At 67.9% G+C, this 22798-nt stretch carries 25 protein-coding genes; 11 read left to right on the forward strand and 14 right to left on the reverse strand.

Translation table 11 applies throughout. The features are described 5' to 3' along the window. Nucleotides 1-27: 27 nt before the first annotated feature. Genes GXY35_09310 through GXY35_09335 form a run of 6 tightly spaced genes read right to left on the reverse strand, consistent with a single transcriptional unit; the run spans nucleotide 28 to nucleotide 3920 of the window. Nucleotides 28-1242, reverse strand: a complete 1215-nt coding sequence (locus tag GXY35_09310; GenBank protein NLW94774.1) for a DUF2066 domain-containing protein — start codon at nucleotides 1240-1242, stop codon at nucleotides 28-30. A 25-nt stretch (nucleotides 1243-1267) separates the two neighbouring features. Next, the gene (locus tag GXY35_09315) at nucleotides 1268-1609 is read right to left on the reverse strand and encodes a hypothetical protein (protein NLW94775.1); all 342 of its coding nucleotides are present in this window, start codon (nucleotides 1607-1609) and stop codon (nucleotides 1268-1270) included. Nucleotides 1610-1619: 10 nt separating this feature from the next. Further along, on the reverse strand, nucleotides 1620-1802 hold the full coding sequence (locus GXY35_09320; GenBank protein ID NLW94776.1) for a hypothetical protein: 183 nt from the start codon (nucleotides 1800-1802) through the stop codon (nucleotides 1620-1622). Between the two features lie 27 nt (nucleotides 1803-1829). Then, on the reverse strand, nucleotides 1830-1973 hold the full coding sequence (locus GXY35_09325) for a hypothetical protein (protein ID NLW94777.1): 144 nt from the start codon (nucleotides 1971-1973) through the stop codon (nucleotides 1830-1832). Nucleotides 1974-2008: 35 nt separating this feature from the next. After that, on the reverse strand, nucleotides 2009-3343 hold the full coding sequence (locus tag GXY35_09330) for a hypothetical protein (GenBank protein ID NLW94778.1): 1335 nt from the start codon (nucleotides 3341-3343) through the stop codon (nucleotides 2009-2011). 58 nt (nucleotides 3344-3401) lie between these two features. Further along, a complete protein-coding gene (locus GXY35_09335; GenBank protein NLW94779.1) occupies nucleotides 3402-3920 on the reverse strand; it encodes a hypothetical protein in 519 nt (172 codons plus the stop codon). Nucleotides 3921-4258: 338 nt separating this feature from the next. Between GXY35_09335 and GXY35_09340 the strand changes: the two genes are divergently transcribed. After that, nucleotides 4259-5752: a sigma 54-interacting transcriptional regulator gene (locus GXY35_09340; GenBank protein NLW94780.1), complete on the forward strand. Its 1494-nt coding sequence runs from the start codon at nucleotides 4259-4261 to the stop codon at nucleotides 5750-5752. Nucleotides 5753-5799: 47 nt separating this feature from the next. Here the strand turns inward: GXY35_09340 and hemB are convergent, their stop codons facing one another. Beyond that, nucleotides 5800-6801 (reverse strand): porphobilinogen synthase, encoded by a 1002-nt coding sequence (gene hemB / locus GXY35_09345; GenBank protein NLW94781.1) that lies wholly within the window; start codon nucleotides 6799-6801, stop codon nucleotides 5800-5802. 181 nt (nucleotides 6802-6982) lie between these two features. On the opposite strand from hemB, the gene GXY35_09350 reads away from it, so the two are divergent. Then, nucleotides 6983-7201, forward strand: a complete 219-nt coding sequence (locus tag GXY35_09350; GenBank protein NLW94782.1) for a hypothetical protein — start codon at nucleotides 6983-6985, stop codon at nucleotides 7199-7201. A gap of 40 nt (nucleotides 7202-7241) precedes the next feature. On the opposite strand, the gene cobA is transcribed toward GXY35_09350, so the two are convergent. From cobA to GXY35_09365, 3 genes are read right to left on the reverse strand one after another with little or no spacing between them, the layout of a single operon-like run. Further along, entirely contained in the window at nucleotides 7242-8840 is a 1599-nt protein-coding gene (gene cobA / locus GXY35_09355; GenBank protein NLW94783.1) for a uroporphyrinogen-III C-methyltransferase, read from the reverse strand. Beyond that, the gene (locus GXY35_09360; GenBank protein ID NLW94784.1) at nucleotides 8837-9496 is read right to left on the reverse strand and encodes a bifunctional precorrin-2 dehydrogenase/sirohydrochlorin ferrochelatase; all 660 of its coding nucleotides are present in this window, start codon (nucleotides 9494-9496) and stop codon (nucleotides 8837-8839) included. Before GXY35_09360 ends, cobA begins: the two co-directional genes overlap by 4 nt. Before the next feature lie 4 nt (nucleotides 9497-9500). Continuing rightward, entirely contained in the window at nucleotides 9501-9914 is a 414-nt protein-coding gene (locus GXY35_09365; GenBank protein NLW94785.1) for a hypothetical protein, read from the reverse strand. A gap of 111 nt (nucleotides 9915-10025) precedes the next feature. On the opposite strand from GXY35_09365, the gene GXY35_09370 reads away from it, so the two are divergent. From GXY35_09370 to GXY35_09380, 3 genes are all read left to right on the forward strand, one after another. After that, nucleotides 10026-10982, forward strand: coding sequence for a serine acetyltransferase (locus GXY35_09370; protein ID NLW94786.1), 957 nt, complete (start codon nucleotides 10026-10028; stop codon nucleotides 10980-10982). Nucleotides 10983-11042: 60 nt separating this feature from the next. Next, the gene (locus tag GXY35_09375) at nucleotides 11043-11519 is read left to right on the forward strand and encodes a hypothetical protein (protein ID NLW94787.1); all 477 of its coding nucleotides are present in this window, start codon (nucleotides 11043-11045) and stop codon (nucleotides 11517-11519) included. A gap of 142 nt (nucleotides 11520-11661) precedes the next feature. Further along, nucleotides 11662-12099, forward strand: coding sequence for a hypothetical protein (locus GXY35_09380; protein ID NLW94788.1), 438 nt, complete (start codon nucleotides 11662-11664; stop codon nucleotides 12097-12099). Here the strand turns inward: GXY35_09380 and GXY35_09385 are convergent. Then, the gene (locus GXY35_09385; protein NLW94789.1) at nucleotides 12002-12805 is read right to left on the reverse strand and encodes a glycosyltransferase; all 804 of its coding nucleotides are present in this window, start codon (nucleotides 12803-12805) and stop codon (nucleotides 12002-12004) included. The two genes, GXY35_09380 and GXY35_09385, sit on opposite strands and share 98 nt — an antisense overlap. A gap of 87 nt (nucleotides 12806-12892) precedes the next feature. Here GXY35_09385 and GXY35_09390 point away from each other — a divergent pair, with 87 nt between their 5' ends. From GXY35_09390 to GXY35_09415, 6 genes are all read left to right on the forward strand, one after another. Further along, nucleotides 12893-14086, forward strand: coding sequence for a glycosyltransferase family 4 protein (locus GXY35_09390; GenBank protein ID NLW94790.1), 1194 nt, complete (start codon nucleotides 12893-12895; stop codon nucleotides 14084-14086). Between the two features lie 35 nt (nucleotides 14087-14121). Continuing rightward, nucleotides 14122-15135: a glycosyltransferase gene (locus GXY35_09395; protein ID NLW94791.1), complete on the forward strand. Its 1014-nt coding sequence runs from the start codon at nucleotides 14122-14124 to the stop codon at nucleotides 15133-15135. Then, complete coding sequence (locus GXY35_09400; protein NLW94792.1) at nucleotides 15132-16187, forward strand: glycosyltransferase family 2 protein; 1056 nt, start codon at nucleotides 15132-15134, stop codon at nucleotides 16185-16187. Before GXY35_09395 ends, GXY35_09400 begins: the two co-directional genes overlap by 4 nt. Beyond that, nucleotides 16184-16780, forward strand: a complete 597-nt coding sequence (locus tag GXY35_09405; GenBank protein ID NLW94793.1) for a sigma-70 family RNA polymerase sigma factor — start codon at nucleotides 16184-16186, stop codon at nucleotides 16778-16780. Before GXY35_09400 ends, GXY35_09405 begins: the two co-directional genes overlap by 4 nt. A 293-nt stretch (nucleotides 16781-17073) precedes the next feature. After that, the gene (locus tag GXY35_09410) at nucleotides 17074-17655 is read left to right on the forward strand and encodes a zf-HC2 domain-containing protein (GenBank protein NLW94794.1); all 582 of its coding nucleotides are present in this window, start codon (nucleotides 17074-17076) and stop codon (nucleotides 17653-17655) included. A gap of 95 nt (nucleotides 17656-17750) precedes the next feature. Further along, nucleotides 17751-19193, forward strand: coding sequence for a hypothetical protein (locus GXY35_09415; protein NLW94795.1), 1443 nt, complete (start codon nucleotides 17751-17753; stop codon nucleotides 19191-19193). A gap of 97 nt (nucleotides 19194-19290) precedes the next feature. On the opposite strand, the gene GXY35_09420 is transcribed toward GXY35_09415, so the two are convergent. The 3 genes from GXY35_09420 to GXY35_09430 are packed head-to-tail and all read right to left on the reverse strand — an operon-like array spanning nucleotide 19291 to nucleotide 22706. Further along, nucleotides 19291-20454, reverse strand: a complete 1164-nt coding sequence (locus tag GXY35_09420; protein NLW94796.1) for a glycosyltransferase family 4 protein — start codon at nucleotides 20452-20454, stop codon at nucleotides 19291-19293. A 10-nt stretch (nucleotides 20455-20464) separates the two neighbouring features. Continuing rightward, complete coding sequence (locus tag GXY35_09425) at nucleotides 20465-21817, reverse strand: sulfatase (GenBank protein NLW94797.1); 1353 nt, start codon at nucleotides 21815-21817, stop codon at nucleotides 20465-20467. Between the two features lie 10 nt (nucleotides 21818-21827). After that, nucleotides 21828-22706: a glycosyltransferase gene (locus tag GXY35_09430; protein NLW94798.1), complete on the reverse strand. Its 879-nt coding sequence runs from the start codon at nucleotides 22704-22706 to the stop codon at nucleotides 21828-21830. Nucleotides 22707-22798: the final 92 nt, after the last annotated feature.

The raw sequence follows: 22798 nt of genomic DNA on the forward strand, positions 1-22798 counted from the left end.
CGCCTCATGCGGCGGGACGCCCCGCCGCTACTCCGGCCTCAGCCCCGCGGGCGCCGCCGGCGTCTTGTCGCCGAGTTCGCACTCCACGCGGTTGGGCGTCCTGCCCTTCAGTTTCACCGCCACGCCCGGCAGGGTCTCCAGCAACGCGTCGAAGTCGCCCCAGATCGCCCCATCCACCTCCGCGTCGAGCTCGAGCACCTCGTTCACCCAGCTCCGCTCCGAGACGCTTCGGACGCCGCGGACCGCGGCGAGGTCCTTCCGGAGCGCCCGCCTGCGCTCGTTCGTGGCCTTCGTGGCGATGATCTGGACGGTGACGGTGTTGAACGCCTCGCTCCGCCACCGCTCGAGCATCCGGTCGCGCATCGCGGCCGCGAGCTTTTCGCCGGCGACCCTCAGCGCCTCCTTCGCGGCGGTCGCGCGGCCGCCCTTGACCACGCGCCCCGACGTGACGCTCTCGCTCGCGATCAGCTGGCCGGTGTCGGTCTTGATCGCCCGCGCCGATATCTGCGCGTCGCAATGGTAGACCGCGACCCCGTGCGGCATGCTTCGGTCCATCTCGGCGCTCGTCGCCTCGCCGACGATCACAATTTCCGCGCCGAACCGTCTGCCGAGCGCGGCGGCCTTCGCCGGGTCGTTGAAGGCGGTGTGCACGTCGCGTTCGTTGATCTCGCCCGTCTGCCCCCGGTCCACGAGCGGGAAATCGAGCCGCAGGAGCTCCTTCTCGACCGCCGTCTGGGCCACCGCCCCGCCCTTCTGGAAATCGGCCCCGTAGACCGGGTCCTCGAAGAACTCCCGCAGCATCACCATCACGCGCGGGTTCTGTTTCTTCGCCCTGATGATGTTCAGGGCGCGGACATCCTTCTCGAGTCGGGCGAGCGCCACCGTCGCCCGTATCGTGACGCGATAGACACCGCCGTCGCCCCGGTTGTCGTCGACGATTTCGAAACCGGTGAGGTACCCCTTCACCTGCGAGAGCACCTTGTCGTCGATGAGCTGGAAGTTCTCGACCATCGTTTCGGAGTCGACGAGCGAGCCGATGCTCTGCTCGATCGCCCGGCGCTGGGCGCGGTTCGTCGCCTCGTCTTTGGCCCGGAGCAGCTCGTCGGCCCCGCCCCCGCGCACCGCGGCCTCCCCGGTCGCCGTGACCTCCTTCTCCGGCACCGCGCGGGCGGCGGTGCAAAGCGCCGCACAGAGGAGCGCCGCCGCGGCCCGTGCCGCGCACCGCACCGACCTGTTCGTCATGAGCCCGCCTCCTTCATCCCGCGCGCTACTGCACCACCGTCCCCTGCTCGGTGACCGTCCCCTCCTGCAGGATGACGCCGGGGCCCGGGCCCGCCGGGCCCACCGGCGGCGGCACGGCCACCCCGTGCAGCCCCACGTCCCCGCCGGTCTCGACCTGGAGGGGGGCCATCCGCGACTGCCCGCCGATCCCGCGCGCGCCCTTCACCGTGACCTTGTCGCCCTTGACCTTGATCCGCATCGTCCTGTCGGGCGACTTCATCTTCACGATCTCGCCGTTGGGGCCGTACATCACGTCCGTGCTCCTGCAGCCGGCTGCCAATCCTCCCGCCAGGCAGGCGCAGACCGCGACCAGCGCCGTCCGTCTCATCGTCCCCTCCTCACTTGTACTCCACCCGGACCCGCTCCGCCGGGCGGTACTTGATCGTGTCGCCGCCGTCCTTCGTCTCCTGCTCCACCCAGCCCTGCGGCGTGGGGACGAGGTACGTCTCCTTTTTCAACATTCCGCAGCCGCACACGAGAAGCGCCGCCGCCGCCGCGCACCAGACGATCGCCCTGTTCATCTGCCCCCCCTCCAACGCCGCGCCGCCTTACTCCACCACCGTATCCTGCGAGATCACGACGCCCGGGTCGATGATCTCCTCGGAGACCCTCGGGATGTACCGCTTCTTGCAGCCGCCCGCCGCGGCGCAGAGCGCCGCCGCCACCGCGCACCAGACGATCGCCCGTCTCATCGCTCCCGCCTCCTCTCCGTTCGCCGCTCGCCGCGTCACTCCGCCTGCGCGACCTGCGTGCCGCTGACGATCTGCCACAGCCCGTCGAGCGGAAGCTCCATCGTGACCTCGATCGTGCCGTCCGGCATGATCACCGGCTCCCCGACCAGCCGCGCCCCCGCGAGGTACCTGCTCACCTCCGCCTGTACCCGGTCGTTCACGGTCACGTAGTCCTGCACGGTGGTCTGCGCGTCGATCCGGACCCCGTGCACCTTCTCGACGAGGTTTCTCCGCGCGACCGCCTCGGCCGCCCGCTCCGCCTCGAGCCGCGCCGCGGTGCCGAGCGCCCCCTCCCTCGGCACGCCGGTCCCCGTGGCCTTGACCGTCTGCGTCGCCCACGGCGGCATCGCCGCCGCGGACCCGGCGGGTCGCATCGCCCCGCCCGCCGCGCCGGGCGAGGCGTCCTTCAGATAGCCCTTGCCCGGAACGGCGCCGTTGCCGGTCGCCCTGATGACCTTCGGCGGCCCCCAGCTGAGGATCTGCTCGAACTGAATGTCGCGGAAGACGCTCTGGGGCGGGAAGCCGGCGTAGTAGTGGGTGCGGATCGTGTTGAGCTGCTTCACCACGTCCTGGATCGTCACCTCGACGTCCACCTCGCAGATGCCGTCGGGCAGGTAGCGGTACGGGCCCGACTCCTTGATCCCCGCCATGAACGTGTTCAGACTCGTCTGCACCTGGTCGTTCAGAACCGCGAAATCCTTCACGTAGGTGTTCCCCGAGATCCGGAGGCCCTTCACCGTCTCGGCGAGGTTGCGGCGCGCGTCGGTGAGCGCCCCGCGCTCGGCGAGCAGCCGCCCCTGGGTCGTCACGTTCTCCCAGCCCGGGATCCCCTGCGTCTTCATGCTCACGCCCTTGGGGGCGGGCGATTCGGCCTTCTGGCTCGGCGGGACGCCGACCCCGGTGGCCCTGAAGACGGTCTTCTTCGTGTACTGCCCCATCTGGTCGAAGCTCATCCGCGTGCGCTTCTTGTCCGGGTAGTCGAGGTGGATCCTCTTGAGCCCCTGCATCACCTGCTGGAGGGTCACCTGGACGTCCACCTCGCAGGTGCCGTCCGGCAGATAGCGCGGCATCCCGTCGATCTTCAACCCCTTGATGAAGGCGTCGAGCGCGGACTGCACCTGGTCGCTCTCGGCGACGTAGTCGCGCACGTAGGTGTTCGCGTCGATCCGGAGCCCCTTGATCTGCTCCGTGAGCTTGCGGTAGGCGTCCACCTGGGCCGCCCGTTTCGACATCAGCTTGTCCTGCCCCGCCGTCATCGGCTGGGACAGGGCGGGCGCCGCCGCGGCGGCCGCCGCGAGGCACAGCACCGCTGCCACCCCTCTCGTCTTCATCCGGCCCCTCCTTCCCCTGGTCATCCCCGACGAATCCCGTCCCCCGTCCCCCCGGCCTTCATCGTCCCCCGCCGCCGAGGATCTCCCGCCACTCCTCTTCGGGCATCGGCCCGCCCCCCTTCTCCACCATGAGGAGCTCCTCCTCGCCGCCTCTTGGGTCCTCCGCCGGCGGTGCGACCGGAACCGCCTCGGCAGGCACCGTGAACTCGACCTCCGCCTCGACCCCGCCGTCCCGGTAGTAGCGGGTCTCGATGAGCTCGACGCCGCGGATGAACCCGTGCACCGTCTCGGTCCCCGTGCCGGCGGAGACGACGGAACGTCCCATGCCGAGTCTCATCGCCGCGTTTTTGTACGCCTCCACCACGGCGGCGCGCCTGGCCATCAGCCTGCGCTGCGCCTCGGAGCCCGCCCGACGCGGCAACCGTCCCCGCCCGGTCGCCCTGACGCGGCCTGTCGCCGCGGGCGTCATCGCGGCCTCCGCCGCGGAGAACGCCGAGGGCGCGCGCCCCGCCCCCGCGGCCGAGGCCGCCGCGAACGCCGCCGCGAGCATGACGCTGTACCCCGCCGTCCGCTGCACGAGAGCACCCTCCGGGTGCCGGCGATGACCGCCTTGGGGCGGGCGCTCAGTCCCGTCTTGTAGTTTAGCAAGTCCGATACCGGAGTGAACAAGGAATTGCGGGGCGAAATCTGTGCCCTTATTTATTGCCGCACAGTTGGTTGCAGACATCCCCCTCCAGGCCGTGGGCGCATCGGATGCCGGCCTGCCGCTCCGCTGTGGAGCTTTCGCACGCACGACCGCTCCGAAACGCCGCCAGGACGGGTACCGTCCGCCTCCCCCCGCGCCGCCGCAGCGGTCGCCGGCGACCGCCGCGCGCGTTGCCCAGCCCGCGCCCGCTTTGGTATAGTGCCCGCACGATGGCGACGCCGCCCGGGAACGCCCAACTGAGACTTCTCGACAAGGAGCAGCTCGCCGCCCTGCTCAACGCCAGCTACCTGCTCACCTCGACGCTCGACACACGCCGTCTGCTCTCCTCCCTCATGGAGCTCACCAACCGGCTGTTGCACACCGAGGCGAGTTCGCTCCTGATCGTCGACGAGCGGGGCAAACGACTCCTCTTCAAGTCCGCCGCGGGGACGAAGGCGGACGAGGTCGCGGGGTTCACCCTCGACGCCGACAAGGGGATCGTCGGGTGGGTGATCCGGAACAGGAAACCGTACATCGCCCACGACGTGACCGCCGACGCCGTCTGGTCGCGCGAGGTCGCGGAGAAGCTCGGGTTCCCGACGCGTTCCATCCTCTGCGTCCCGATCGTCCTGCGCGACCGGCTGCTGGGGGCGATCGAGGCGATCAACAAGCGGGATAACGGGATGTTCGACGCCGCCGACGTCGCCCTCCTCGCCACGCTCGCCAACCACGCCGCGATCGCCCTCGAGAACTCCCGCCAGCACGCGGAGGCCGAGACCGACGCCCGGCAGATGGTCGACGAACTGCGGCGCGCGCACCCGATCGTCGGCGCGGGTCCGCGGATGCGGGCGCTGATGGAGATTGTCAGGAAGGTCTCCCCTTCCGACTCCACCCTCCTCATCCGGGGCGAGAGCGGCACCGGCAAGGAACTCGTCGCCCGCGCCGTCCACTACCGGTCCCCACGCAGATCGAAGCCGTTCACCTGCGTGAACTGCACGCTCTACAGCGAAACGCTCATCGAGAGCGAGCTCTTCGGCCACGAGCAGGGTGCGTTCACGGGAGCTTCGAAACGGCGGATCGGCCGTTTCGAACAGGGCGACGGCGGCACGATCTTTCTCGACGAGGTGGGGAGCATCCCGCCCGAGGGGCAGCTCAAGCTCCTCCGCGTGCTCCAGGACCGGGAGTTCGAGCGCCTGGGCGGTTCGGAGACGGTGCAGGTAAACGTCCGCATCATCGCCGCGACGAACGAGGACCTCGAGAAGGCGATCGCGGAGGGGAGGTTCCGGGAGGACCTGTACTACCGCCTGAAGGTCATCGAGATCGTCGCGCCCCCGCTGCGCGAGCGCCCCGAGGACATCCCCGCCCTCGCCGCACATTTCCTGCGGGAACATTTCGCCGCCACCTCCTCCGGCTTGGCCGAGGTGAGCCCGGAGGCGATGAAACTCCTCGTCTCCTACCGATGGCCGGGGAACGTCAGGGAACTGAAGAACGTCATCGAGCGCGCGGTCGTCCTCGGGAGCGGCGACGTCCTTCTCCCGGAGCACCTCCCCGCGGAGCTGACGTCCCCCGGGCGGGGGACGCCGGGGGGGCTCACGCTCAGGGACGCCGAACAGGCGCGCATCGAGGAGGCGCTTGAGCGCGCGGGGGGAAACAAGAGCCTCGCCGCCAGGACGCTCGGCATCTCCCGCAACCGCCTCGACCGTAAATTAAAGGCATACACGTAGACGTTGTATGCATCAGTCACTGCACTGCAAGAGATTATATACAACGTCTACAGCCATGAGGCGGCGTCGGCGGCCCAGTAGGTGAGGATGATCTCCGCCCCCGCGCGGCGGATGCCTGTGAGCAGTTCCATCGCCGCCGCACGCTCGTCCAGCCAGCCCCGCTCCGCCGCCGCCTTCACCATCGCGTACTCGCCGCTCACGCTGAACGCCGCCACCGGGACGCCGAACGCCTCCTTGACCCGGCGGATGACGTCGCCGAAGGCGAGGGCGGGCTTGACGATCACGATGTCCGCGCCCTCCTCGATGTCAAGCGCGACCTCGCGGAGCGCCTCCTCCGCGTTCGCCGGATCCATCTGGTACGAGCGCCGGTCGCCGAAGCGGGGGGCCGATTCCGCCGCATCCCTGAACGGGGCGTAGAGGGCCGAGCAATATTTGGCCGCGTACGACATCACGGGCAGGTCCGCGAACCCCGCCGCGTCGAGGGCGTCGCGGATCGCCTTCACGCGCCCGTCCATCATGTCGCTCGGCGCCACCATGTCCGCCCCGGCGCGCGCGTGCGACACGGCGGTTTTGGCCAGAAGATCGAGCGTCGCGTCGTTGTCGACGCATGGCCCCCCGGACGCGGAAGGCGCGGAGCGCGGATCCTGCTTCACCACGCCGCAATGCCCGTGGTCGGTGTATTCGCACAGGCACACGTCGGTGATGACCGGGAATTCCGGCAGCGCGCGCTTCAGGAGACGGACGCTCTCCTGCACGACCCCGTCCTCCGCCCAGGCGCCGCTCCCGCGGGGATCCTTTTCGCCGGGGATGCCGAACAGAATCACGCCGCCGATGCCGAGCGAGGCGATCTCGGCGCACCGTTCGACGAGCCGGTCTGGCGTGTACCGGAACTGCCCCGGCATCGAGGGGATCGGGTCGGCGGCCCCCTTCCCCGCCCGCACGAAGAGCGGCATCACCAGCGACGCGGGATGGAGCCGCGTCTCGCGCACCATCCGCCGAAGCCCCTCGCCGAGGCGCAGCCGCCTCATCCGCTGCCTTGGAAACGCCATCGTACCCCTCCCCGGCCCCCCGCGGGAGCCGCATGCCTATCCTCTGCGCCTTCAGGCCGGACGCCGGAGACAAGGGCGGCCCCGTCACTCCGCGCGCCCAAATTAGCTGTTGACAGCCCCCGCACCCTGCGGTAGATTTTCAACGATGCGTCGTTGCGCACCGACACCCCGGGAGGACGTTATGGCCAAGAAATCGGCGCTCGTTGCGTTCATCCTTGTCGCCGTTGTCGTCTCCTTCTCCGGCTGCCGCGGGTACGGCTATCGCACCTGCTACGCGGGAGGCCCGCATATCGACTACCTGCCGGAATGGACCTTCCCGCTCTACACGACCCACCGGCCGGTGCCGTACGAGGAGCTGAAGGAAGTCTACCCCCCCGACAGCAACATCTCCACCAGATAGCGTACAGGCTCGAACGTCTTCCTCAGGGCGGCCGCCGCGATCATCGGCGCGCCGCCCGTTTCGTTCGCCGCGCGGGCGCCTTTCCCGTCTTTCGTGTCCTGTCGCCCCGGCGGCAACGGCCTTTGGATCGCCTCCAGAACTTTTCCAGCGCCCGCACGAGTCCCTCGTCGGTGTGCGTCGCCGCCGCGAAGGCGATCTCGATCCCCAGGCGCGACGCGGCCTCCGCGGTGACCGGCCCGATCGCCGCGCAGGGCGGGAGGCGCACCCCGCCCGCGCGCCGCACCGCGCGCGCGTACGCCCCCGCGGCCGACGGGCTCGTCAGCAGCGCCGCGTCCACCGCCTCCTCGCGCAACAGCCGCGCGGCCTCCGCGATCCCCTCCGCGCTCGGGACCGTCCGGTAGGCGGCCACCCTGAGACAGCGCCCGCCGCGGGCGCGCAGCCCCTTCGGGAGCGCATCCCCGGCGATGTCGCTCGTGGGAAGGAGAAACGACCGGCCCCGCACCTCGTTTCGCGCGGCGAGCGCCGCGACGATCCCCGCGCCGGTGTAGCGGCGCGGCACGCAGTCCGCCCGCAGGCCGAAACGGGAGAGTTCCCCGGCGGTCGCGGGGCCGATGGCGCAGATTTTGATCCCCGCGAAGGCGCGCGCGTCGCGCCCGAGCAGCCGGAGCCGTTCCAGGCACGCGCGCACCCCGTTCGCGCTCGTGAAGACCACCCAGTCGTGCCTCCCAAGCGCCGCGAGGGAGCGGTCGAGCTCGGCGAAGCCCCGCGGCGGACGGAGCTCGATCAACGGGCAGGGGAACGGCGCGGCGCCCCGCTCCTCGAGGAGGCCGGCGAGGCGCGCCGCCTGCCCCGCGGGGCGCGTCACAAGGACCCGTACGCCGCAAAGCGGCGCCCGCGAGCGCGGAGGGGGGAAGAGGCGACGCGACGCCGTCTCGCCGACGACGAGTATCGCGGGGGGCGCGATTTTCCGCGCCCTCGCGAGCCCGGCGATTTTCCCGAGCGCGCCCGCGACGATCCTCTGGCGCGGGGTGCAGCCGTTCTCCACGATCGCCGCCGGGAGGCGGGGGCTCTTCCCGGCGTTGAGGAACCGCGCCACGATCTCCTCGAGGTTCCGGACCCCCATCAACACCACGAACGTCGAGTCGGCCCTGAGGACGCGGTCCCAGTCGACCCCGCCAACCCCCTTATCCGCTTCGTGGCCGGTGAGGATGGTCAACGAGGAACTCAGCCCCCGCAAGGTGAGCGGGATCCCCGCGGCGGAGGGCACCGCGAGCGCCGCGGAGACGCCGGGGACGATCTCGCAGGGGATCCCGGCGCGGGCGAGGTACCGCGCCTCCTCCGCGCCGCGCCCGAACAGCATCGGGTCGCCGCCCTTGAGCCGGACGACCGTCATCCCCGCCCGCGCCGCCCGCGCCAGCGTCCGGTTGATGCGCGACTGCAGCGCGCTCCTGCCCCCGCCCGCCTTCCCCACGCAGACCCTCCGCGCGCCCGAACGTGCGTGGAGGAGCAGCGCCGGGTGCGCCAGGTGGTCGTAGAGCACGAGGTCGGCCCGCCCGAGCGCCTCCTTTCCCTTCTCGGTGATCAGACCCGGATCGCCCGGCCCCGCGCCGACGAGATAGACCGTCCCGGGCCTCTTCATCGTCCGCCCCCCGGCTTCAACGCGGCGCGGATGATCCGCTCCATCCTCGCGCGCGCGGCCGCCTTTCCCTGCCGCCGCAGCGTGCGCAGCACCGCGGCGCCGGAGAGGCGCCGCAGCAGCGCCGCCCTCTCCCGCGGCGCGACCTCCGCGATGACCCGCCTCCGCATCCGGTCGAGCAGATCGAGGAGGACACCGTACTCCTTCCCGTATCGCGCCCCGATCTCCTCCCCGAGGCGCTTGGCCAGCGCCGGGCATCCCCCCCCGGTCGACACGGCGATCCGGAGCGCGCCGCTGCCGGCGACGGCGGGGAGAAAGAAGTCGCACAACCCCGGGGCGTCGGCGACGTTCACCAGCACGCCCCCGCGCCGCGCATCGGAAGAGACGCGGGCGTTCACCGCCGGGTCGTCTGTCGCGGCGATGCAGAGAAACGCCCCGCGCAGGACCGCGGCGGCGTACGGCCTTCTCCGAAGAACGATCCGCCCGCCGCGCGCGAGCCCGCCGAGACCGCCGCGCGCGGTTTTGGCCACAACCGTGACCCGCGCGCCGGCGGCGGCCAGCCCCCGCGCCTTCCGCTCCGCCACCGCCCCGCCGCCCACCACTACGCAGCGGCGGCCGCGGAGGTCGAGGCAGACCGGGTAGACCGCCCGCGCGCGCATCCCGTTACGGCTCCTCTCCGAGCTGGCGTTTCCCCCACCCCTGGACGACGTCCCGCGCGAGGAAGAGTCGCCGCGCGGCGGCGGTCGTGCCGCGCACGACGACCGGCGTGGCGTGTTTCATCCCCCGCAGCAGCGCCGCCCCCTGCGTGTCGGGCCGGATGGCGCAGGCGATCCTCCCCCCCTCCGCTTCGACGACGAAGGAGAGCGCGCGGCGCGCGGCGCGGCGGGAACGGGCCGGGGGGGGGAGCAGCGTGACGAACCGCGCCTTCATCTTCAGGGGGCGGCCGCTCAGTCTCCCCGCCCGGTCGAAGTCGCCGCTCCGCGCGCCGAACCACTCCTCCGCCGGCTGCGCCCCCTGCCGGGCATCCGCGCAGAGGGCCGCGCACAGGAACGCCAGAACCGGAATCGCGCTTCGCATCAGGCGGCTCCTTCCCGGGGCACAATGGTAGCGCGTCCTCGCCGAAGTTCGCAATAGCCAACGCCCGCCGCGCCGTGCTATAGTCGATCGAAAAAGCCGGGGTGCCTCGCCATGCCGCACGAGAAGAAGCTTCGCAGGGTTCTCGACTCCACCGTCAACCGGATCGTCGGCTCCTACACCCGGTACGGCGGCATCAACCACATCAAGGGTCCGAACCTCCCCGCCCAGAGCGAGATCATCGCGACGCTCGAGGACCTCCTCTCGATCATCTTCCCCGGGTTCTTCGACACGAGCGACCTGACCGCCGTCGATCTCAAGTACCACGTCGGCGCCAAGTGCGCCTCCGTCTGCCGCCGACTCGTGGACCAGATCAACAAATGCTTCCGCTACTTCTGCAGGCACGAGACCCGCTGCCGGCCCGACACCGTGAAGTGCCGCGCGGACGGCACGCGCGCCTGCCTGCTCAAGGCGCGCGAGATCGCGCGGGAGCTCCTCGAGGAGCTCCCCGACCTCAGGAAGACGCTCTACACCGACGTGCGGGCGGCCTACGTCGGCGACCCGGCGGCCAAGAGCCTCGACGAGATCATCCTCGCCTACCCGGGCCTCTTCGCCATCGCCGTCTACCGCATCGCCCACGTCCTGTGGGAGAAGAAGGTGCCATTGTTGCCGCGGATAATGACCGAGTACGCCCACTCGCGCACCGGGATCGACATCCACCCGGGGGCGTCGATCGACGACCATTTCATGATCGACCACGGGACCGGCGTCGTCATCGGCGAAACCACGACGATCGGGAAACGCGTGCGGATCTACCAGGGGGTGACGCTCGGCGCCCTCAGCGTTCCAAGCCAGATCGAGAAGTACCGCTGGGCCAAGCGGCACCCGACGATCGAGGACGACGTCACGATCTACGCGGGGGCGACCATCCTCGGCGGCAAGACGGTCATCGGCAGGGGGGCGGTGATCGGGGGCAACGTCTGGATAACACGGTCGGTCCCCCCCGACACGCACGTGATGTTCGAGCCGCCCGCGCCGGTAATGCGCGCGGGGAGGAAGCGGAAAGATTGACCGTCTCGGGCCCCGCCGCGCGGCGGCGAGACGCCGGCACGGCGTGAGGAGGAACGCATAATGATGCGGAGATCGCTCGTCCCCGCGGCGATGGCGCTCTGGTGCCTGCTCTGCGCCGGCGCCGGCGCCGCGGCAAACCCGCCCGTTCCCTCCGCCGTCGCATCGCCGGGCGCGGAGGATGCGCCCGCCTCGTTTATCGGGAACAAGGGGAGCCGCAAGCTCCACTGCGCCGACTGCGTCTGGGGCACAAAGGTCTCCCCCGGCAAGCGGAAGGAGTTCCGAACCTACCAGGAGGCGGCCGACGAGGGGTACTTCCCGTGCAGCGCCTGCCGCCCGGATATCGCGGCCGGGCACCCCGGCCCGACCCGCCCGCCGGTCGCCCCCGGGGAGATCGTCGGGAGCACCGTGAAGGATTTCTTTCACCGCGGCTCCTGCGAGTGGGCGGACAAGATCAGCGCCGAGCACCTGTTGCGCTTCAAGACGCGCGAAGAGGCGGTCGCCGCCGGCAAACGCCCCTGCTCGGTCTGCAAGCCCTGACGCCGGGGGCTGATCCCGGCCCGGCGGCCCGCGCCACGGATGGATGCACTGTGAGGATGCGGGCCGTGCCGATCCCGATCGCGTCCTCCTGATTTTCGCCTTCCCTCGCCCGGCCTGTCCCGGGTCGGTTTGCGTGGTCCGCATGGACAACCGGATCATCAACCCCGTCACCGCCGGTTTCATCATCGACGCCATCGCCGATGCGGAGACCGCCCCGTACGACTGCGTCGTCATCGAGCTCGACACGTTGGGGGGGCTCCTCGAATCGACGCGCGACGTGGTTTTGAAGGAACTGAACGCGAAGGTGCCGGTGGTCGTCTACATCGCTCCCCGGGACGAGCGGGCCGCGTCCGCGGGCGTCTTTATCACGATGGCGGGTGACGTGGCCGCGATGGCGCCAGGGACGAACATCGGCGCGTCAAGCCGCCCGAGCGCCGGTCTTCTTGACGCGATGGGGGCCGCTGCGATACGGCCCGGTCTCGTCACGCGTTCCGCGCGGCGCGCACCCGCCGAAGGACGGCCGTCTCCAGGCGCAGATAACCCGCCCAGCAGTCCGCCAGTCGGCGCCGGAGAGGCGTGAGCGCCCGGTAATGCCGCTCCGACACCGCCGTCCACTCCCCCATGAACGTCTCCCACCCCTGATTGGAGTGCGATGTCGCGTGGAAACGGTAGTTGGAAAAAATCTGCGGTACGTAGAGAAAGCGATATCCCGCCTCGAACGCGCGGAGCCAGAAGTCGTAGTCCATTGCGTAGACGAGCGTCGTGTCGAGCGGCCCGAGCTTTTCGAACAACTCCCTATGGAAGAATGTGGACGGCTGGCAGGGCATTGATGTCCGGCCGTTGATGGAATGGATCCGCGGGTGAAGGAGGAGGCGGTAGAACGGGACCGTTCCCTTCAGCAGCGTCAGTATCTCCGCGCCCGCCTCGTCAACCCTCCGCACCGCTCCGGTCACCAGGTATCCCGTTCGCAGGCGCCCGATCTCCCGGGCGACCCGTTCGAACGCCCCCTGCTCGTAGTAGTCGTCGGAGTTCAGCCACGCGATGATCTCCCCCCGCGCCTCCCGGAAACCGCGGTTGAGGGCCGCGGACTGGCCGGCGTTCTCCTGCCGGAGGTACCGCACGTGCGGGTACCGGGCGCATACCGCGGCGGTTTCGTCCGTCGAGCCGTCATCGACCACGATGTGCTCGAACCCCGGCCACCGCTGTGCGAGGACCGACTCGATGTTGTCCCGCAGGTAGCGTGCCTGGTTGTAGCAGCAGGTGACGACGCTGAATCCTTTTTCCATACCCCCCGTAGTATACTATACTTCCGAAGAACGGATGGCCTCGGGACCGGATCGCCCCACGGAGCCTACCCCCTTCCGGAGCCGCGAATGGATATACTGTTCACCCTGGGCCGCTACTGGCCCACCATCGGAGGCGGGGAGCTCCACACCAGGGAACTGATCCGATACCTGTCGCCGCGGCATCGGGTCCGGGTCGCCTGCCTCAGGAACGACAACCGGACGGACTGGATCCCCGGCATGGTGGTGGATCCCCCTCCGAGGCAACAACCGTATTTCGATCGCGACACCGAGGTGCGGCTGCTCAGGCTCGGGATTTTTAGGAGGCTGCGCCTCCGCAAGCGGCTCGAACATTTCTACGCCGACCAGGTCCGCCGCACCTCGTGCGGCAAGGAGCTCGCCGAGCTCTTCCTGCCGCAACTCCGGAAGATCGAGGGGGCGCTCGATCTCGTCCACAACGTCAAGGTCGGGCCGGAGTTTCTGAGTCTGGCCTCGCTCCGATTCGCCCGGGAGCGCAAAGTGCCGTTCGTGTTCACCCCCATCTCCCATCCCGGCGGATGGGAGGGAGAGATCTTTTCGCTCCTGTACCGCGAGGCGGACGCCCTCATCGCGATGACGGAATTCGAGCGCGCATTCCTCATCTCCCAGGGGGGAAGGCCCGAGCGGATCCACGTTGTCGGCGTCGGCCCGCTGCTCGAAAGCCTCGAACCGACCGCGGACGCCAGGAGAGCCCTGTCCATTCGAGGGCCGCTCGTGCTCTTTCTCGGCCAGAAATATCCGTACAAGGGCGTCGCAGAGATGGTCGAGGCCGCGCCCCTCGTCTGGGCGTCGCACCCCGATGCGCATTTCGTCTTCGCCGGGCCGCGCACGGAACAGTCGCGCGCGCTTTTTTCGGCCGTGGGGGACGCGCGGATCATCGACATCGACACGGTGAGCAACGAAGAGAAAACCAATCTGCTCGCCGCGTGCGACATCCTGTGCATGCCCTCGCGCTGCGAGAGCTTCGGCATCGTCTATCTCGAGGCCTGGTCGTTCCGCAAGCCGGTCATCGCCGCGGACACCGACGCCAGCCGGTGCGTCGTCGAGGACCGCCGGGACGGCCTGCTCGTCGCGCCGGAGCCGGCCGGTATCGCCGCCGCCATCAATACCCTTCTCGGCGACGAGGCGCTCCGGCATGCCCTGGGCGAACACGGGCACCGGAAGGCCGCCACGACATATTCCTGGCCCGTCATCGCCTCCAAGGTCGAGCAGGCCTATGCACAAGCCCTCGGCGGGTGCGCATGACCTGCTGATCACGCGCCGGAGACGCGGAACGCACCATGGAAACCGTCACCGCCTATATCCCCTGCCACAACGCCGAGGGATTCCTTGAGGGCTGCGTCCGTTCGCTCCTCAAGCAGACCCTCCCGCCCGCCGAGATCCTCGTGGTGAACGACGGCTCCACCGACCGCACCCGGGAGGTCGCCGCAGGGCTCCCGGTGCGTCTGGTCGACCTCGACGGCCATCCCGGTCTCGCCGAGGCAAGGAACGCGGGTATCCGCGCCGCCAGGGGCGACTATGTCGCCTCCATCGACGTCGACTGCCTCGCCGATCCGCGCTGGCTGGAGCGCCTCCTCTCCGCGCTCTGCGAGACCGGCGCGGCGGGTGCGGGAGGAAGGCTCATCGAAGGATTCCAGACCTCCTTGGCCGACCGCTGGCGCGTGGCGCACATGCGGCAGGATTGGGGTGATACCCGCATCGCCAATCCGCCGTTCCTCTTCGGCTGCAACACGCTCTTCAGGAAGAACGCCCTCGAAAAAGTCGGGCTCTACGACCCCGCGTTCCGAACCAACGGGGAAGACCTGAACCTCTCGCACCGGCTCATGGCGCAGGGGCGGACGCTCGTCTACGAGCCAGCGGCGGTCGTCACGCACCTCAAGCGCGACACCACCCTCTCCGTCCTCGACGCGGACTGGCGTTGGGGCTACCGCAGCCTCGGCGAGACGATGAAGTACGAGCGCTCATCGCACATCGTCTACTACAACTTCGCCAACGCCCGCTACAGGGTGCGGCAGGACCTTCGCGCGGGGCGCTATCCCCTCCTTTTGCTCGATCTGCTTCTCCTCCTCCATCATACCCGCCTCGACCTGCGCCACGCCCGCGAGAAGGGGCTCCTGCGGCGGGGCGGGGGTCTGCTCGCCCCCCGCGTCGAAACGCTCACCGCGTTCCGCGCCCATCTGGCGCGCCTCTCGAGATCCCATTTCATGAGAAATCCTGATGTCGTGGCGCCGCGCACGAACGAGGCCGCAGATCCATCGCCGCCTACCGGCGGCGGGAGAAGGAACGGGGCATGATCAGCGTCGTTGTCCTCACGCACAACCGGCTCCCCTTCCTCCGCGACTGCGTGGAGAGTATCCGGGCCAACGGGTATGCGGACCACGAGATTGTCGTCGTTGACAACGCCTCGACGGACGGGACGGCGGAGGCGCTCGCGGGGATGGACGACGTGCGGGTCGTCCGCTTCGACCGCGACCGGGAACTCGCCGCGTGCCGGAACGCCGGCATCGATGCCGCGCGCGGCGACATCATCGCCTTCACGGACGACGACTGCGCTATCGAGAAGGACTGGCTCGTGCGGATAGAGGCGGACCTGCGGGACCACGACGCCGTGGGCGGCGTCGCGCTTCCCCTTGGAGATTTCCACCCTCCGCGCTGGTGGGACGACGAGATCAACTGGCTCGTCGGCCTCTCCGTCCCCGGGCACTACGGCCCCAGGGCCGGAGAGGTCTATCTGCCCGCCTCGCTCAATCTCGCGTACCGCGCGCCAGTCCTCCGCGCGCTAGGATTCCGCGAGGGCGCGCCCGGCCTCGCCGGCAGGAATATGACGCGGGAGGATTCCGACCTCTGGCTGAGGACCCGCGCGGGCGGGCACCGCACGTTGTTCGACCCCTCCCTCGTCGTCTACCACCGCGTACCCCCGGAGCGGCTGACGGTCTCCTTCTGCGTCAGGCGGGCGTTCAGCGACGGTTTTTCCGCCTGGCACCGCGGAGAAACCGGTGGGGGACTCCGCCGTACCCTTGCCTACGTCCTCGCCCAACCGTTCACGCTCGCCGCCCGGATGATCCGGGGCGGCGGCCGCCCGCGCGCCAAGGAGTGGGTGTGGCCAGTCCGGCAAGCGGGACTTGTATGGGGCGGCATCGTGCAGGGGGCTGCCGCGATAACGGCGGCGGCACGGGATACGGCGAAAGCCGTCCCGGGCGTTCTTCACGCCCTCTTGATCATCCTCCGGGAGGCGGCACTGCTCGCGTGTGCACGGGGTCTCCTCAAAACACGTGGACCGCGCACGCCCCCCCCTGCGGTTGGCGGCGCGCCGCATAGCGACGGCGGGGATGCCACAACCTCATGAACCGGGAACAGAGAGCACCCCATCCGGGCCTCGACAGCGCGGAGGAACTCCGCGTCATCGACGCCTGCGTGCGCGGCGACTGGGAGGAGTTTCGCCTCCTTTTCGAGAGGTACCGCGAGCGGGTCTACGCCCTCGCCCTCGGCATCGTCAGGGACTCGGCGCTTGCGCACGATATCACGCAGGCGAGCTTCATCAAGGTCTTCAAGTCCCTCCGCTGGTTCGACCGGCGCGCCAAGTTCTCCACCTGGCTCTACCGCATCGCCTACCGGCAGGCCCTCGACCAGTACCGCAGGCGGCGCAGACGGGACGAGGTCCCGATCGAGCACCTCCCCGCCGGCGTGGAATCCTCGACCCCGCGCGGGCAGATCGCCGACTCCATCGCGGACAGGGAGGCCGCCGAACGGCTCCGCGCGGCCATAGACGCTCTTCCGATCAAGCTGAGGACCGCCGTCGTGCTCAGGTACTTCGAGGGGTGCACATTCGACGAGATCTGCGAGATCACGGGATGCGCGCGCGGCGTGCTTCAGAAAAGACTCGCCCAGGCACACGCCGCCCTCAGGGACGCGCTGGGTTCGAACGGTACGCCGGCCTGAAAGGCGCATCCGGCCGGCCGCGGCAAGACCGTATCGTCGGGCCACGGATGCCTCCTTTTCAGGCCGCCTCCCATTCTTCCTCCTCGAGAGATATGCTCAAGGGGGAGCCGGAGTTGCAGTCCCGCTATGCCGCCACGGAGATTTCCGTAGGGCACGAGAGAAGCCCGCCTTTTCTCCAGCCCGGTGCTGGGAGCGGAATAGGGATATCGTTGGCCCAGAAGCGAATTTTTCTTTTTTTGGGGGGGTACGGAATAAATTCCGAAGCGTCTAATGTATGAAAGCGGTGGATAAAAATGTCAAACGTTTCTAAATGCAGGGGGGTACGCAGGGCAGTAGGTGCGTATGGAAGCGGAGAACTCGGTACCCGCTCCCGACAGGTGGTTGAAGGGCACATAACCTCCTGTTCCCCCTGCAGATTTTTTGTAGAGCGTCAAACCCGCCTGGAGCGCCTCCTCGGTTCTCTCGCCTCCTCTTTCGGTGACGCCCCGGACGAGCCGCCGTCCTGGGAGCAGTTTCGCCCGATCCTGCTCAGCGCGATGAAGGACGGCTCGGAAAGCCGTTTTGGGCGCGCGTGGGAAGGAATCCGCGCCCGCCTGGCCGACTGGCTCGTCCCGAAAACGGCCCTCCATCTCTCCCAGGCGTTCTATCTTGCCAAAAGGGCCGCGGTTCCCGCACTCGGCGTGTTTGTCGCCTTTGCGGCGTACTGCGTCTTCACGGGGGAGAGAGCGATGCAGCGGGAAGACCGGGTCGTTCAAGTTGCGCAGGCCTCCCCGTCGCTTCTGCTGCATGTGCAGTTCCAGCCGGGAGAGGCGGGCGGAATGGTATCCGGAGGAAATGCCCGGCAGGAAGGCGTATTGCGATACGGATGGAAGTAGGAACGTTTCTCGGCACTTGTTTTTGCCCTGCGCTGTGGTATATTCACAGGGATAATGAGATAGGACATCAAACGGTTTCGAAAGGAGGTTTCGAGATGTATTCGATCAGGTGCATCCTGGGCGCGGTCTTCGCGGCGGCGCTCACGTGTGTCGCGGCCGACGCGGCGGTCTTCACGGGCGGCGGATCGGAAGTCAACCCGAACCCCGAATACGACACCTACGTCGGACAAAACGCAAGCGGCTCGTACGACACGTGGGAGATAACCCTCCCGAACAACGATTACAAGGTCACCATCGCGTGCGGCGATCCCAGCGCGGCGACAGGCCCCCACTATGTGGCGCTTTCCGGCGACGGCTCGACGTACAGCCAGATCGCGGCGCTGAACACCGCGACTGACGAGAACGAGTTCGCGACGGCGACCAACGTGCCGGTCACCGTCAGTGCGGGTAAACTGAGCCTCCGGCTGGGCGGCAACAGCCAGGCGAACAGGATCAACTTCATCATCATTTCCGAGAGCAATCTCCCCGTGAGCACGACGGCCGCTTCCACCTCTTACAGCAGGAACCAGTCGCAGGATTGGTGGTATTACCAGTCGTACAATTCTTCCACGGCGACTTACACGCCGCTCGTCAACACCTCCAACAACCGCTGGAGCGTCGACGGCGGAACGGGGGGCGCTTCGTACCCGCAGGTGTGGATCAACGGCGGATTCCCGGGCTTCAACGGCCTCTGGGCGGTGCGGACTTGGAAGGCGCCGCTTGACGCCACGAACGGTCCGGTGAAGATCGAGGGGTGGGTAACAAAATCACTTGTGGACAACGGGGACGGTGTGCGTATCCTGTTGGTAAAAAACGGTGACATCGGTTCCCCTCTCTACGAGCGAACCATCGCCTGGAATGACTCGGCCTACTATTCGTTCAACCTGAGCACATCGATCGTCGCAGGAGATGAGATCCATCTCATGCTCGATCCCTTAAGCAACGCCTTTTCTGACGCGTGTCAGTTGAACGCCATCGTCTACGACACCACAAGGGGCACCACGGAGAGCTTGAGCGGCAACTACAGCCGGGATCAGGGTGGTGATATGCATATCACCTATGAATCCTACAACTCCTCCACGGGTGTCTACACGCAGCTCGTGAATACCTCCAACAATCGCTGGAGCGTTGACGGCGGAACGGGGGGCGCTTCGTACCCGCAGGTGTGGATCAACGGCGGATATCCGGGCTTCAATGGCCTGGATGCCGTGAGAACATGGCTCGCGCCGACGACGGGCACGGTGGACGTGACCGGAACGGTGACGAAGTCTCTTGTGACCGGCGGAGACGGCGTGATGGTGATGCTCGTCAAGGACGATGCCTATTCCTCGCCTCTCTGGCAGCAGACGATCGCGTGGAACGACGCATCGTATTACAATTTCAGCGTGTCGGACATCCCCGTGACGGCCGGGGTCACCAAACTGCACTTCCACATCAACCCTATCAGCAACGCTACTTCTGACGCGACTCAGTTGGACGCCGTCATAAGTTACGATTGAGTTCGATTTCCGCCATCCCAACGGCGGAGAGAGCCGGAAAAAGACCCCCACGGGTATCCGTGGGGGTCTTCATTTTAGATTCACGATAGCCGCGTGCTCAGATCATCCTTCTCCAGAATGAGACAAACCGGTCAGCCAGCACGCTCCACGAATAGTCACCTTCGGCCAATGTGCGCGCCCGGCGTCCCATCTCCTCCGCCGCTTCGGGTGCATCGAGAAGGGCAAGCGTCTTCTCGGCGAAATCCTCCTCGTCAGGCCGCGCGAGGAGGCCTATCGGGTGGGCCTCGAACAGCTTCTTCATCTCGCCGACCGCGCACGAAACCGTCGCCTTCCCCGCGGCCATATGCTCCCCTATCCTGTTGGGCCACCGCCCGCGATTGACCGCGGTATCGCTCATCGGGAGCAGAAGGATATCGGCGCAGGCGAGAGACTCCGCAATCCTGGCATACGGCTGAAATCCGGTCCAGAGTATGCGGTCGTCCACCCCCAGCCCCCGGGCCAGCTCCCTGTGCCAACCCTCGTCGGGCCCGATGAAGAGCAGGCGGCAATCCTCCATCCGTCTGAACACCCGCGCCATCCCGCGCATCAGCAGTTCCGCGTCGAGCAGGTTCGCCGAGATGTAACCCGCGATTCTGATGCCGCGGGGGATACCGAGCGAATCCCTCGCCGCGTCCCTCGGCAACGGCGAGATCCTCTCCACATCGGCGCCCGAGTGGAGCAGGAGCACCCTTTCCGCCGGTATCCCGATCGATCCGGCCCTGTCCCTGAGGGCCTGGCTGATGACGGTCACCCCGGCGCTGATCCTTTTCATCCCCGTCTCGAGGCGCCGCTCGGCGGCGAACTGGAACGGGAAGTTCCGGGCATCGTCGAGCAGCCCGCCGCCGCACCACCAGTCCGCCCAGTCGGAGAAAAGCGGCGCGCCCCTCAGGTATCTTTGAACGAGAGCCGGGACGGAGACGTTCGGCCGGTGGTCGAAGGCATACACGAGGTCGAATCGCGGCGCGGCGCAGCGAGAGAGGCGGGCCAGGATATCCAGGACGCCCCACCCCCCGCTCTGGTAATACCCGCCCAGCGCACACGGCGTTCGGATGATCCGGAGGCGCCCCTCATCCGCGCGCACAGTCCGGTACCGCGACTCCGCGGATACGGTCACCAGGTCGACCGAGTGCCCCCGGGCGGCGAGCTGGCGGCCCAGGTTATAACACCTGAGGAACGTCCCCTGTCCGTACCGGTTGTGATTGAGGAAAAGAAGCCGCGCCACAACACCTCCCCTACTGTATATAGCCGAGCGACTTCAGGCCGGCGCGTGTCTTAGCGTCGATCTCCACCTGCTGGGGGATGATCCCCAAACGGCTGTTCTTCGCTTTCATCTCCTCCATCCATCGGGCCGCCATCCGGCGATACCTGTCGGCCAGATCGGGCCGCTCGGCGAGGATATCAACGGTCTCCTGAGGATCCAAGACAAGATCGTGAAGGGATTCCGTGAAGCCCGGATGAGCCGGAAAGACGTACTTGCAGGTCTCATCCCGTATGGATTTCTGATAGATGTAATACTCACTGAACGCCGCCTGCCTCACCGAAGTTCCTTTTCTGATCAAGGGGAGAAGATTCACCCCGCACAACAACTCGGAGTCATATTCGATCCCCGCGAACGCGCAAAGGGTGGGATACAGATCTATCAGCGCGGCGACCCGGGAGGCCCTTTTGGGAACGGCCTCCCCGCCGGGCATGCGGATGATCATAGGGACATGGATCATCAGGTCGTAGAGCCGTCCCGGATGGCCCAGGCGCCCAAAATCCATGAACTCCTCGCCGTGATCCGCCAGGATCACCACGACGGCATTGCGGAGCTTTCCCCTTCGCTCGAGCTCGTCGAAGAGATTCTTGAGGCACGCGTCCGTGTAGTTGATCCCCCCGTCGTAGCGATCGACGATATACTGAACATCCTCCGGGGAGAGTTCCTGTTCCGGCTTCCCGTCGATGTAGTAGTACGGCCCAGTCCGCGCGGTATAGAGGGTGTCGTAGGGGGGAGGGGGGTCGTACGGGTAGTGGATGCTCATGTAGTGCAGGTAGAGGAAAAACGGCTTCTCGCCCGCCCGCGAGAGAAGGCGGAGCGCCTCCGCGTTCATCGCGGGCGGCGGAAGCAGCGTCGTATGGGTGAACGAATCGAACCCCTGCGTGAAGCCGAACTCCCTGCCGATATGCGTGTTCGCGCTGACGCCGATCGTGGCGTAGCCGCGGTCCCTGAACGCCTCGGCCAGGGTGCGCACGGATCCGGGCAACACGTCGCCGATCGCGCCCTCCGTGGTGTGCCAAAGCGCGGTGTGCATCGTCGGGTATAGGGAGCTGAACAGGCTCGCGATGGAGGCCTTGGTCGAGGGGGCCTGCGAGATGGCACAGTCGAAAACGACCCCCTCCCCGGCGACGCTGTCGATGAACGGGGTGGTATTCCGATGGTAGCCGTAGCAGCCCACGTGATCGCGGCGCAGGGCGTCGAGGAGGATGATGATGACATCCGGGGGCGAGGGCCACAGGCGCCATAGTACAAGGGCGAGAAGGCAGCCCGCCGTCCACAGTCCCGCCGCGGCGACGAGGAACGATTTCCTTTTCAGGGCTATGCGCATTGCATCCTTCCTAACGAGCGAGATACATCCTGTAGAGCAACCCGAACCTGAGGCCGACGTTCCAGGAGGCAAGCCGCACCGCGTCAAGGAGCGGATTGTAGCGCTCCCCTCCCCTGTTTCCCCGGCGCGCGACACCGCGGATGAATGCCCCGAGGCCGCGTCCGATCTCCGCGGCTTCCCGGCACAACCCGTTCGTCAGGCGCGGATGGAACTGCTCGGCATAGGTCGACACGAGCCACGCCTCGCCCCATCCGTACCTGGCGAATTGCCTCACGAAAGGCAGCCATTTCGTGCGGTGCTTGTGGAACACGACGGCGTCCCCGTTGTAGCGGACCCTCCAGTCCGTCCTCGTGAGCATCCGGATGAGCATCTCCGAATCGCCGCCGGAGACGCTCTTCTCATCGAAGAGGCCGATGCGCCGGAACACCTCGCGTCTGAAGGCGAGATTCGCCGTCATCGCGCGTGGAAGCGGCGTATAGGCGAGAAGATCCTTCTGCGACATCTGCCCGCTGTCGGCGAGGTACCGATCGATCGCCGTCTCCCGCGCGTACGGCACGATCTCCCCCGCGAAACACCCGATGGATCCGTCGTCGGACCCGCGCACGAGGTCCCGGAGCCACCCCTTCGTCGGGACGCAATCGGCATCCGTGAACGCGAGGATCTCCCCATCCGCGCGGCGTATACCCGCATTGCGTGCCGCGTAGGAATTCCGCGCGCGGCCGTCCGTCAACACCGACACGGGAAAGCGCCGGGCAACCTCACCTGTCGCGTCCCGGGAACCGTTGTCCACCACGATAATCTCGACCTTCCCCTCGGGATAGTCGAGGTCGAGAAGGGCCGTGATGCAGTCCCCTATCTGCCGTGCGGCGTTGCGCGCGGGAACGATCACCGAAACCGCAGGGTATCCAGCATCAGTGCGTCCAACTGCGCGGGGGGATGTTGCGCACAAACGACCGCCCGATATCTCTTGTGCGCTCATCG

The sequence above is a fragment of the Chlamydiota bacterium genome, from assembly GCA_012729785.1.
GTDB lineage: Bacteria > Auribacterota > Tritonobacteria > UBA1439 > UBA1439 > UBA1439.